This is a genomic window from Bartonella sp. CM31XJBT (assembly GCF_028618555.1).
In the GTDB taxonomy this organism is placed as follows: domain Bacteria; phylum Pseudomonadota; class Alphaproteobacteria; order Rhizobiales; family Rhizobiaceae; genus Bartonella.
The window spans coordinates 60,041-73,821 of record NZ_JAQITD010000010.1 but is presented as its reverse complement, the minus strand read 5'-3'; the positions used below and the strand labels follow the sequence as shown (position 1 = coordinate 73,821).

The window sequence follows — 13,781 nt, the reverse complement described above, 5'->3', positions numbered from 1 at the left end:
TCCCCAACACCAGAAATTATCCGATCAGCACCGCTTTCATTTGCAATATTGATTTCTGCGCCACCTACTTTTGCACCAATAGTGAGACGATGCGTTGTTTTGTCTTGCTGAACAAAGCTCTCACTTTCTACTTTGGTAATCACATTATTAACCTGTTCAGTCAATTTATTCTGAACATTCGTGATAGAACTTCCAACACCTGCAAGTGCATCCGCTACATTCGTATAGTTCTTGTCAAAAGAAGTACCATCCTCACCAAACTGCTTGATCTTGAAATCCGGTGCTTTCCATTTGCCCTCTTCATCATAACCAGCACCACCACCAAAATAGGATGCAAGCGTGTTACCCATTGTATAGAGCTGACCACCATTTACTGCATCTGTTGAGTTTTGGGTAATCTCACCACTTTCTAGAAACGTAATTCTACTGTTTTCTTGTGTTCTTACAGCTCTGCCTTTTTCTTCTTTTCTCTTTTCATGACGCGCTACAAAGGCATTGGCTTCATCATTCCATAACAAAGAATCCTGTGCTACTCCTTCAGAAACTTCTTTAATCCGTGCATTCACATTCTTGATATTTGTATCAAGACCAGTAAATGCACTCCCAACATCTTTAAAAGAGCCCTCTGTTATATTACCCTTTGTATCAATCTTGGATAAGTCATAAGTTGGTCCCGTCATGTCAGAACCAGCAACTCCTGCACCTCCACCAAAATATTTTGATGTATTCGCCATAGCCGTTTCCAGATTTTTCGCTGTGGACGAAAGACCCTCATTGGTTTTGCTTAACTGTGAAAAATTAACTGCATCGTTCGCTCCAGTGCCATCCGACACTCCTGTAATCTTTTTACCCCCAGCATCTATACCTCCGGTGGTTATTTTCGGACCATCAGTAATTACTAAGCCCGTAGCATCGAAGGTATTTTTACCTGCCTTTACGCTCTCCAGTGCAATGTCTTGAGCCAGATCAAACTTTACTTTATTGTCCTCTTTGCCCTTTGTAATATTTAGGTTGCTACTTCCAGCGGAAAAATCTACCGCGCTATCCATAAGAACAGTTGTAGCATTTTTATCTCCAACAGAGAATTTCCAACCGTTTTGTCTTACAACTTGTTCTAAGTCCTGCAACTGTTTAAGGTTCACTGCATCGGTAATATTAGAACCAGCAGCTACGCCTGTAATTTGTCTGGTTATACCCTTACTATAATCACCAACACTAACTGAGCCCCGCGTACTTTTCCATTGCGCCTCAACGTTTGTTGCAGGCCCCTGCAACAAAGAAGTGTAGCCAAGCTCACCAGCAGCCCTATCGGATATAGAATCGCTTCCTAGAGCAACACCTGCCGCAACCGTCACATTAGAGCTAGCGCCTATAGCAATTCCCTGCAGCGCCTGCTCCTGTGCATATGCATTGTACCCCATAGCAATCGCTTCATTTGCATAACTATGTGCTTTACTACCGAAGGCTATTGAAAAATCACCTAATGAAACTGTTCTCTCTTTTTCATCATAACTATCGGTTAGAGAAGAACCGATTGCAATGCTATTTTTAGTATCTCTACTCCTACCGGCTAAAGCAGTTAAGCCGATTGCAATCCCTTGGTCAGCCTTCGTCTGCGCTACCTGCCCGTAAACAATAGCATCATGAGCTTCTCCCTGAGCTCGTTCACCATGGACAAGAGGATTACCCAAATTCCCAGCCCTAGTCATTTGACCGCCCGTTACAACTCTTGGAGTTAAAGCTGCTCTTGTTATTTTTTTACTTCCAGCATTCATATCAATTGAACGTATTGAATCGCTGGCTTCTGCCAAAACATTCACTATAGGACTATAATCGCTCACACCAGTAAGAGTTTTGGTTAAAAAATTTGCATAGTCATCAGCAGCACTTACCTTGGATGTCAAAGAAACATTCAGCGCTGTTAAATAATTTTCCTGTGATGCACTAGAAGAATCCAAATCACTGTTATAGCTATCATAAACAGAGACAATACTTTGTGGATATATCTCAGCAGTGTTCCTTATGTTTGCAGAAATCTCTTCTCCTGAATCAAGATCATTCGAAAAAACAGGGGAAATACTGGCTAAAAGTGCAGCTATTGAAGTCAAGGATAAGACTTTAATAAAAGGAAAACGGGAAAATTTTAAATTGCTCCCTGTTAATTTTGTATATAATTTTTTCATAATGAACTCCCCAATGAAAGAAATAACTATAAACACAAAAAAGACACATTTAAACGCTATAAAGTTTCCTAAATTTGGTTTTTCTAAACGTATTCAAAAATTTAGTACCGGGCTGCAAAGATAGAGAAGTTGTGTTTTTAGCTTTTATGGTTAATGTGTTTTGCTCTTTTACATTTCCTAAGAAAGTAAATTTCTTTGTGGTGATTAGTTTTTTTAACTTTTAAACTTATTGTTTGTTTTTTGCAAGGGGTAGAGTTGATTTAGTGGATTGTTTTATAACTTCTTCCAGTAAAGTTGAAATACATTTGAATGTGTACTTTTATCTTAGTAGAAAACTTTTTAATAGATTTGTAGTAGAGCGAAAGTTTTTTTCTATCTGTAAAGCGCTACAGATTTTTTAGATTTAAAAATTAAAGAAAAAATAATGAACTTATAATTTATGGAAAAACTTATTATCTTATTTTGAAATAAGAAGTTCATTTTGTTGAAAGTGTATAGGTTTTTTCTGTTTTTTAAACCTGTATTTGTCGTTATAGCGCTTATCAATTTATATATATATGATTTTTACATACGTAACAACAATTCACCCCTGCCTCATGAGACAGGGGTGAAAAGGAATTTTCGTGTATTTTGTTTATTATCAGTTCAATGTCATATTGAATCCCGCACCTACACCCCAGTGACCTCCAGAAGTTGTTGCGGATATGTTAGAGCGGTATTTTCCATTTTCTGAGGTGTAACCTGCACCAAAGGCAAATGCAGATTGACTACGCCATAAACCAGTACCAAATCCAACGCTTAATTTTCCAGGTGTATCATTGTAGCGTAAGTTAGACACCGCAAGACCAATAGCCGCTGCTTGTCTTGCCTCTTTTTTCACACTCTCAATACTGTAGTTTAAAACGTTAAACTTCATATCTGTATATTGTTTAGACTGATCAACAGCATCATCAATCGCATCAATCACAATATTATTAACCCGTTGATCTGTGTAGTGCTTGGATTCATCAAGAATAATCTTCATCTGTTCTTTAGTATAGTCATGGAGTTGACCACCATTTACAGCTTCTTTTGATCCCTTCTCAATTTTACCATCAGCTACATTATCAATCAAAACAGGTTCACTGGCATCACCACCCGCTAATGTGATTTTATTGGTTTTTTTGCCGTTTTCATCTCTGTCATAACGAACAGCGTCCTCAGCAATATCGTTAACTTTGTTTTCAATATTGAAAACCGTTTCACCAATATCCGTAACCGTAGTGGAAATATTGTCGACTCTGTTGGTAAGATGCTTAACATCTTTTTCAACACCCGTGACACGTTCATTGGTTTCCCAAAGTTGTCCACCATTAACCGCATCTTTCGAACCTTCTACAATTTTACCATCAGCTACATTGATAATTTTACTCGGCTTGCCATCACGATTAGCATCATAGGCTTTTTCTTTATCGTTCCACTTTAAAGCATCTGTATCGACCTTGTTGATGACATCATCAATACGGTTGTTAATATTTGACATCCCATTATTAATATCACCAAAAGCATCAGCGACATTATGGTGCTCTTTCTCAACAGTCGTACCATCAGCATTGACTTGAACAATCTTAAAAGTAGGATTTGTCCATTTGCCATTCTCATATTTAGCACCGCCACCGAAATAATTAGCAAGCTGGTTATTCATGGAATAAAGTTGGTTGCCCGTAATGGCATCTGTTGAACCTTGAGCAATCTCACCATCCAAAAGATACTTCAATTTGCTCTTTGTTTTCTGCCCAGCTTTTTCATGACGTGCCACAAATGCTTCTTCATCATCATCCCACAGTAAAGCATCTTTAGAGAAATCTTCAATTTTCTGATTAAACTCATTGGATACATTCGTTAAACGTTGATTCACATCTTGAACATTTTTATCAAGACCTGTTAAAGCTGAACCAACGTCATAAAAGTTAGCCTTCCCTACCTCACCACCTACAATAGCCGATAAAGTATATTTCAGCCCTTCAAAAGCACCGTTAATGAACTTTGCACCACCGCCAAAAAACTTTGCAATATCTGCTGATATTTTATTAATCTGACTACCATTGATTGCATCGTTGGAATTTTCAGAAATGCTACCATCTTTTACGTTATGAAGAGCAACTGGCCCATTACTCTTATTGCCGCCTAAAGTCACACTACCATAATTAACATTACCATCTTCATCTTTATCATAGAGAACCGCAGCAGCACTTGCAAAATCAATATCTTTAGAAATTTTCTCTATGCTTTTATCAAGTTGGTCTTTATTAACAGCTTCATCGCCCTTCACTGCTGCTTTAACACCAGAAATAGAACGTGCTACACCAGCATATCCTGCAATATTGACTTCAGTACCCGCTGTATCCTTACCAATAGTAATAACACCTGATGCACCTCCATCTTGCTTAACAAGACTATTTTTTACCACATCGGAAATCTTATTATCAATATTTGTAATAGAAGTATTTACACCAGTAAATGCATCCGTAACATTATGATGTGTCTGCCCCTGAATAAGGAAAGCTGGTTCTATACCTGCAAGTACATCTGTACTGCCACCAAAATATTTCGATGTATTTTCAGCAACCTTTTTCAGATCACCTGTTACAGCGTTAACATTCTGATTAGTAGTAAAGAGCTGTGAACCATTTACTGCTTCCGTCGATATTATAGAGAGTGTCGCCTTTTTCACACCCGAAAGTGTCCGCTCTTTATCGTCCTTATTTGCAATGCTGATTTTAGTACCACCTGTTTTAGCACCAACGGTAATAAAACCATTCTCTCCCTCTTGCTGAACCAAACTATTTTCTGTGATATTAGAAATTTGATTGTGAATTGCGCTAAAAGTATTGTTCACACCTTCAAAAGCATCAGCAACATTCGAATAAGGCTGCTTAGAGGAAGTGCCATTATCGTTGATATGATAAACTTGGAAAGTAGGAGCATGCCATTCTCCATTTTCATCATATCCAGCGCCACCACCAAAATATTTAGCAACATCATTTATTGCATAGAGCAAATGCTGATTAACATGCCTGATGTTCATATTAAGCCCTGACAAAGCTGATCCAACATCATTATGTTCCGTCTGTTTTTCCTGACCATTTTCATCAATAGTAGTTAAATTATATCTCGGTCCTCTAAAGACTCCATTCTCGAATGAAGTACCACCACCAAAAAATTGTGCAACATCTCCAGATATCTTGTTAATCTGACTACCATTAATCGCATCATGCGATTGATCGGAAATCTCTCCATCTTTGACGTTATGAAGAGCAACTTGCCCGTTAACCTTATTACCTCCTAAAGTTACACTCTCATAATTGACAGTGTTATTATCATTTTTATCGTAAAGAACCGCAGAGGCACTTATATTCTCAATATTGTTGTTAATCTTTCCTATGCTTTCATCGAGTTGTTTTTTATTAACAGCTTCATTGTCTTCTACCGCTGCTTTTACACCAGAAATTGTACGAGCCTCCCCTGATTTATTTGCAACATTAATTACAGCACCACCTGTTGCCTTACCAATGGTGATAGGAGAATTCTCTCCTCCATCTTGCTTGACAAGGATATCGCTTGTCACATTTTTAATCTGATTATAAATATCCGTGATAGAATCATCGACTCCATCAAAAGCATCAGCAACATTATTGTATTTATTCGCAACAATAGTACCATTCGCGTTACGCTGAGAAACCTTGAAGGTAGGAGCTTGCCACTCTCCATTCTCATAGCTAGCATCACCGCCAAAATAATTCGCAATCTTATCACCCATCTTATAAAGTTGAGAACCATTTATTGCATCTGTTGAATCTCCTGAAATATCGCCATCCGCAAGGAATTTAATCTTACTATCTGTCTCCACACCATCTTTTTCATGAAGTGCAACAAATGCTCCTTCTCCATTATCCCACAATAAAGCATCTTCAGAGAGCCCCTGAAATTCCTCAACAAAATTATTGACTACATGTGTTAAACGACTATTCACATTTCTGACATTCGCATCAAGCCCTGTCAAAGCATCACCAACATTTTCAAAGGTTTTCTGTTCTACGTTACCATCTTCAGACACTTTAGATAGATTATATCTAGGGCCTACAAAAGCACCATTCTGAAATGCTGCACCCCCACCAAAGAATTTTGCAACATCTCCAGATATCTTATTGACCTGACTACCATTTATCGCTTCTGTTGAATCAGAAGAAATTTTACCACCTTTAACATTAAGGAGAGCAACTGGCCCCTTGCCCTTATCACCACCCAAAGTCACACTGTTATAATTGACAGAATTATCCCCATTCTTATCGTAGAGAACCGCGAAATCACTCACATTCTTAATATTGTTATTAATGTTTACTATAGTATCATCAAGTTGCTTTTTATTAACAGCTTCATTATCCTTTTCTGCCGCTTTCACGCCTGCGATAGTCCGATCTCCATCACTGCCTGCAATATCAATTTTCGTGCCACCTTTTTCCTTACCAACAGTGATCAGCTTTTGGCTTTCGTCCCATTTAACAAGGGCACCGCCTGCTACTTGATCTTTTATTTCTTGCAACTGCTTATAATTTACAGCATCCTCAGCATCAGTTCCCGCTAGCACTCCCGTAATCTTTTTATTACCAGCATCAATACCCCCAGTAGTCATATTAGGACCACCAGTAATCACGAAGCCATCATCGCTTACATTCGCCTTACCTGCTATTACACGTTTAACTCTGACAATATCATTCAAATCAAACTTTACAGTATTGTCACCGTTTTTGGTAATTTTGATATTCTTACTTTCTTCATTACCATCCTCTGCATTAACACCTACAAACTTTACTGTACTCTCTGCCTCAACATCTGTAGCCTCTTCATCTTCAACAGCAAGTTTCCAACCCGTTTTAATTCTCGCTGTAAAATCTTGCAACTGTTGATAATTTACTGCATCCTCAGCATCAGTTCCCGCTAGCACTCCCGTAATCTTTTTATTACCAGCATAAATACCTCCAGTAGCCATATGAGGACCACCAGTAATCATGAAACCATCATTATTCATAAAGCTGTTACCGGCAGCAACACTTGTCACTGTAATATCATCAGCTAAATCAAATGTAACATTACGGCTACCATCTCCTACAATCTTGATATTCCCGCCCCCTTCCTTACCAACAGATGCAAAATTTACCGTATTGTTCTGTCCAATAGACATAGGATTTTCACCGTTAACAGTAAGTTGCCAGTGCGTTTTGGCTGCTTCTTTTACTTCCTTCAGCTGTTTATAATTCACTGCATGATCATCTTCAGTCCCGTCTTTTACTCCTGTAATCTGTTGATTGCCAGCATCAATACCGTCTATAGTTATTTTTGCCCCATTAGTGATCATAAAACCATCGTCACTCATAGAACTTTGTCCTGTAGTGACACTCGTCAACTTAAGAGTATCACTCAAAGCAAATTTGACTTTATGCTTATTATTTGCACTGTCTTTTTCAATCTTTAAGTTGTCTTTTCCTACTCCGCCGTTACTTCTCACTGAAAAATCTACAATATCGCTTGGATTAACATCTGTAGAACCTTCGTCATTAACAGAAATTTTCCAGCCGCCTCCTGCTCCAGCCATAACATCTCTCATAGCTTTTAACTGTGCAACATTGACGGCATCAGTGTCTTTACTCCCCGCTGCAACATTTGTAATCTGTCGCGTTAAATTCTGATTAGTATTACCAACACTAAAATCACCCGCAGTACTTTTCCATGCAAGATCACTCTTTGTTGTTACAGTATTTGTTACAGGATCATAACCCAAAGCATGCTTATCAATACGAGAGACAGCCCCTCCACCCACGGCAACACCATCTATAACAAGTACCTGTGCATTTATACCAATTGCAACTGAATGCGCCGTCTCAGCAAAAGTATGAGAACCTATGGCAATCGAATTTTTGCCTTTTGCTATTACTTTTCTTTCTTCCCCGTTGTCTGCAGGTTCTCCACCACCTATTGCAATAGAACCAAGAGCTTGAGCCTCAGCCTTTGAGCCTATAGCAACCGTGTAGTCGTTACTTGCCTTGGTCTTTAACCCTAATGCAAAACTATTGTAACCTGATGCAGATGCGAACTTACCAATAGCAACACTATTTATACCGTTCCCTTCTGCATTTGAACCAACCGCGATCGCATCGTCCTGCGTAGCTTGAGAACTCTCACCTATAGAAATGCTATTTTTACCAGAAGCAGTTGCAAGCCCACCAATAGCAACCGTAGATTCCCCCGACGCTTCTGATCCCACACCCATAGCAACACTTGCTTTTCCAGCCGCAAGCGCGGAAACACCAAAAGCTTGCGCTCCACCAGCTTTTGCTGTTGCACCTGCACCAAAAACGGTTGAATAATTACCCGTTGCAGCAGATCCACAACCGGTTGCAAAAGAATAAACACCATAAGCCTCAGGCAGAGCATTTATAGAACCACCGTACAGCGCTCCCATATAGCCACTCACCTGCTGACCACGACCGTTAATCGTCACACCATCACTAACCCAAGTAACCTGTTCAGTCGTCGTACCATAGGGATGACGGCCAGAAAAATCCTGATCATTAATAAATCTATTATATTGTTCTTTTGCAGTTATTCGTTGAGTAACTGACGCTTGTTGTTTGCCGCCACGACCAATAACGTTGTCTACACCACAGAAATCATCATCACCAGATAGAACAACACTGCCATGACTACCATGTGGATAAGGAACATTACCAAGATTCGAACTCTGAACAGTTGCTCCTCTTATGGAAAGACCGGCAGCAAAAACAGGAGAAACACTCGATAAGAGTGTCGCCATTACCGTACTAAGAGAGACAACTTTAATTAAATTTGGTGTGGAATATTTTTTTTTCATAAGAACCTCCTCCAACAGAGTTCAACATCATTACAACGTGCGAAAACACACACGGCAAAACCCTTGTTTGCGCACTTCAAAAACCAATAAATCAAGACAAAACTCTCCCCCTACGATACCGCCATCTTTACGGCATCGCCCTAAATCTCTGCAACAACATCAAATCTAGAAAAGTCCCCAACCCTTTTAGCTAGAGGGATTCAAGCTAAAAAATCAATAAAAACACAAGACTTTGAAAATATACCGTAATCTCCATTTAAAAATACTGCGATTTATCTCTTAACAAAATAGTTTCACTAAAGAGCAATTCTACTTTTCAAATAAAGCGCATCAGCAAAATGGCAAGAGTGTAAAAAATAATTTTTTATAAATTTGTAAAAATACTTCTCAATAAAATAGCTGTTCTTATAAACACAAATTTATGATTTTTTTAACTTATAGCACAATGTAATAGATAACGATTATCATGATAATCTCACTCTTTGTTGCGAGATAATCTGTTTCAATATATAATGCATATCTTTGAAAGAAATCTTTCTTAATATAATGATGCACGCTCTGTAAAAAGTTCCAACGTGCTCATCTTGTCCTCTTCATAAAAAGACAAAAGTGCTATAAATGATCTTTCGTTCTTCTCGCGTATATGTCTGTTACCCTTCTATAGGAACAAAACATCGTCATTGTATTTTCACTGTTGTCAGTATCTTTTCCCTCAACCAACAAATATTTCAGGAATGACACTATATTAGCTTCTTTTTGAATCAATTTGTTTGTATTGCTACCCGTCGTTCTTTTTATGAACTGCTTTATTTTTAATCAGAACAATATATTGATTTATAATGATAGTTTCTCGTTTTTCAGGTTGAATAAAAGACTCGAAGATCGTGAGATTTTCACATTCCAAACTTGGTTATACAGCAGAAAATCAAAAAAGTTTTATTTTTTAAAAAGGCTGTTCATTCGTATCTTATGAAATTTCTAGATATGCTTTTCAGTTTCGATTTTACGCTTTAAATGTAATTTTAAAAGTGGCAAAGTGGCTTCGACTTCTTCCATATCATTGAGGTTTTGAATAAGCTCTTGTAATCTTCCATAAAGCTCTGCTGCTAATTCCGCAACATCTTCAGGAGAAAGATCTATTTTTGCATCATGATAGGTCGTATAAACTAAATGTCCCAGCTTTTTCATCAGCCCAGCAGGTATCGCTTGCGGTTTAAAACCAGCTGCTTTTGCCTTTGCCATATCTGAAAACATCTCGCCATTGCCCGTCACAAGCCAATCTAAGGAAATACCACAAATTTCTTGATATTTGGAGAGCGCAGAGGCTGTAGGCTCACTTATACCAGTTTCATAAGTTCCTACAGAGCCAGCAGTGATACCAAGATGTGCAGCAAACTGCTTACGCTCTGTAAAACCAAGAGCGTGACGCACTTCACGAAAACGTTTTGCCAACTCAGTTTTAGGTTTTGCTTCCGGACGAGCCAAAAAACACTCCAAAATCAATATAATTGTTGACTAAATAATTATATTGATTTATATCTATTATTACTGCTCCTTAAAAAGAGCAGTTATCACATACATAACCCCACAAAAACAGATGTTGCAGCATCCGTTTAAGCAGGAGCGAAAATTATGACAATTACACAAAAAATGCAATCGCCGTGGTATTTTACTGAACTGCGCCCCTGTAATATAACCTTGGAAAAACTCAAGCCTATCAGAGGCTATTTTCCAGAGTCAAAAACATTTGGACACAGCCCAATGAAAAAGCTAAATGCGCCACTGCCAACTCTATCAGTTTGCATGCCAAGCCAATTCTTGCCAACTGCTTTCTCACAAGTCGCAGTCATATTCTTCCAAAAGCAAAAAGCCTAATACGATTCTCTTCATTCCATGCTGTGCAATATACCACTGAAATCTTATTACAAAAATATGCAAATTCATTTCCCATAGGTTTTTATAAGGTAAAAAGTTTATCAATGTCTAAAAATCAATATAAAACAGGCAAAATAATTGGTATTCTACAAAAAATGAGATTATCACTCGTTATTAAAAAGTTAGACGTTTACAAACCCTGTTTGCTTATTTTATATATTAATGACACTGAGTTAGCTGTAATTGGCAATAGAGATTTCAGGGTGTTTGGTTTATCGTCAGAATACTCTTCCTCTACGCACATTAAAAGCCTTTTGGCAGTGTATTTTAAATGCTATAAGTTCTATAGTAAACACATTGCCATCCATATTTACAATTGGGCGCTTCAAAAACTTGGAGTAATAAAATCTTTAATAGGCATTGATTTAAAAGCGCGTATTTTGCAGAAAATTGACAAAACCATGAGGTTCGTATACATGGCAATTTTAAGTGATGATAGTGGAGTGATACTTAAAAAAGCTGCATGGAAACCCGCAACGTTGAGGAATTAAGCATGACCTCTTTATGCGATAAAGAATTATCTGATACACTGGTTGGTCTTTATGACGACTATCAACGCGGTTTCGACATTGGAGAAGAGCTTAAATTGTGCGTGGATTTGGCGTTATCTCTTGAATTGGAACTCAGTATTCATCGTTTAAGTGAAACAGATGCTGTTTTAAAAAAAGAGATTGTGCAAACCTTGCATCGTCGTAGAAATACCCATTCCAATGAAGATGAAATTGATACAATTTTTCATATGGATTTTGAAAAACAAAAATAATACAATACTCTCCCATATGATACGATATTACCTCATTGCTTTACTTTCTACTACGCTTAAACAAAAAACTTTCAAGAAGATTTAAAGTGTTACGTTTTCGTCTTCTTAACAACAGTGAGATGAATTAAAGAAACGCATCAATTCTTTTAGATCATTATCAAAAAATAGAGAGTATTCTCTAGTATACATCAATTTATGCTTTGTTCATTAAGCACCAACTTTTACATTTTCTCAACTCTCCTTTAAAAGCAAAATATGAAATGTGCTGCAGCGTAAATGTTTATAAAATAGCGTATATTGACCACTCTTAAACGTAATTTATTGTTTTTCATGTCTATAAAACAGCACTATGAGTATTCCAACAAACGCAACAATGCTTTGAAAAAAATATATCGATTGAGGTGATATGCTACTGTTATCGCTTGCCATAATGAGGTAGACTCCGAGGATCAAGCATCCAGAGATACCATTAAAACTTGCCTGCAATCTTCCTTGGTATTCAGGATCACAAGAGAGTTGTGATAAAGAAATCGAAAGAGCCCAACTCGAAAGTCCAAATCCAATCATAAAGTAAACAGGAAAAACAACAAAATTGTGTGTATTAACAGATAGAATAGCGAGGCCAATAGCCATAAAAGCTAATAAAATGGCTAATGTTTTCCTGATAGATAAAACTTTACAAAGAAGTGGTGAAAAAAACGCACCTGTCAATACGCCCATAGAATAAAGCACCTCAAATATTGCAAAGATACTGCTATCTGCATGTAAAACCTCTTGTATATAAGGAACGAGAATAACAGGAATGGTCATCAAAAGAGTCATAATAATCATCTGGCTTATATAAGGTACAAAAAGAGCCGGATTCTGTTTAAAATAATGAAGGGATGCTGTATAATTTTCCCACCAATTTTGCTGGTTTTGATTTTTAGATCTTCGGTTTTTAGGTACCTTCATTGCAAAATTAAATAAACCAGCAATGATAAAGAATATACCACCTATTAGAAGAGTTCCTTTTGTTCCTGCATAGGACAGTATAAATCCACTTAAGCCCATACCTACGATAGTGCCAAGTTCATAAACCATATCGATGGTCGCATTTGCATTGATGAGCTGTTCCTTCAGCACAATACTTTGAATTAAAGAAATAGCTGATGGCATATAAAAAGGGATAAAAATACCCAAAAGAGCAGATAAGACCATCAATTCAATTTCTATACCAAAATGCCAAAGCATTACCCAGCTTACAATTACCAAACCTCTCACAAGATTTGAAATAATAATCTGCGTTTTACGATTATATTTATCTGCCAATATGCCAAAAATAGGCGCAAAAATAATGCCAGGCGTCCAAAGAAAAAGCATCATCAACGCTACACCACGGATTGAGCCCGTCTGATTGTAAGCGAGCCATGACAATGTAATATAATTTAGTCCACTTCCAAATGTAGCAAATAAGCCGCTCAAAGTAAAATAGAGAAAAGTTCTATTTTCAAATAAAGCAATGCGTTCCTTCAAATTTGAAGTGAACATAAATTATCCTCTAAAATGAATACCAGTCGATATGCATGATACATCCTGTTTAAAAACAGGCATTCTTACAATTTTTATTTTAGATCATTAAATTTAAGAAAGCAAAATTTCTTTTTTGAGGCTTTTACAATCTTTGTGCTGTTTTATGATTAATTCTTCTATGAAAACGGAACATTTATGGACAAAAACAAAATTAATATTTTATGTGCGTTTTATTCAGAAGCTACACCTTTATACATATGTGAAACAATTTTACGGTATGGAAGCTTCACTCACATTATTGTCCTTATTATTCCGTGCACTAAAATATGCTCGAGTATATTCCTCCATGTCGTTCTTCTATCACCACACTTCGTCTCTAAAAGAATAAACATACTATTATCCTCACAATAAATATTGCTAACTTTTCTACTCCCCTTCTCTAAATCTTTTAAAACAAGCTCATTACAGTTAGTTTTCTAAT

Annotated in this window: 6 protein-coding genes and 1 pseudogene; 3 read left to right on the top strand and 4 right to left on the bottom strand. The window is 37.3% G+C overall.

Translation table 11 applies throughout. The features are described 5' to 3' along the window. The 3 genes and pseudogenes from PVV63_RS05960 to PVV63_RS05950 form a co-directional block, all read right to left on the bottom strand. Positions 1–2,183: pseudogene (locus PVV63_RS05960) on the bottom strand (hypothetical protein); the annotation flags it as partial. A 640-nt stretch (positions 2,184–2,823) separates the two neighbouring features. Further along, positions 2,824–9,090 (bottom strand): Vomp family autotransporter, encoded by a 6,267-nt coding sequence (locus PVV63_RS05955; protein ID WP_273790299.1) that lies wholly within the window; start codon positions 9,088–9,090, stop codon positions 2,824–2,826. Between the two features lie 978 nt (positions 9,091–10,068). Further along, positions 10,069–10,575 (bottom strand): helix-turn-helix domain-containing protein, encoded by a 507-nt coding sequence (locus tag PVV63_RS05950; RefSeq protein WP_273790298.1) that lies wholly within the window; start codon positions 10,573–10,575, stop codon positions 10,069–10,071. Positions 10,576–10,722: 147 nt separating this feature from the next. Between PVV63_RS05950 and PVV63_RS05945 the strand changes: the two genes are divergently transcribed. The 3 genes from PVV63_RS05945 to PVV63_RS05935 all read left to right on the top strand — a co-directional run bounded on the left by PVV63_RS05945 (position 10,723) and on the right by PVV63_RS05935 (position 11,788). Beyond that, the gene (locus PVV63_RS05945) at positions 10,723–10,965 is read left to right on the top strand and encodes a hypothetical protein (RefSeq protein ID WP_273790297.1); all 243 of its coding nucleotides are present in this window, start codon (positions 10,723–10,725) and stop codon (positions 10,963–10,965) included. A 104-nt stretch (positions 10,966–11,069) separates the two neighbouring features. Next, on the top strand, positions 11,070–11,516 hold the full coding sequence (locus PVV63_RS05940; protein WP_273790296.1) for a hypothetical protein: 447 nt from the start codon (positions 11,070–11,072) through the stop codon (positions 11,514–11,516). 2 nt (positions 11,517–11,518) lie between these two features. After that, positions 11,519–11,788 carry a hypothetical protein gene (locus tag PVV63_RS05935; RefSeq protein ID WP_012754562.1) on the top strand — a complete coding sequence of 90 codons (270 nt, stop codon included), beginning with the start codon at positions 11,519–11,521 and terminating at the stop codon, positions 11,786–11,788. A 318-nt stretch (positions 11,789–12,106) separates the two neighbouring features. On the opposite strand, the gene PVV63_RS05930 is transcribed toward PVV63_RS05935, so the two are convergent. After that, entirely contained in the window at positions 12,107–13,318 is a 1,212-nt protein-coding gene (locus PVV63_RS05930; protein ID WP_273790295.1) for an MFS transporter, read from the bottom strand. Positions 13,319–13,781: the final 463 nt, after the last annotated feature.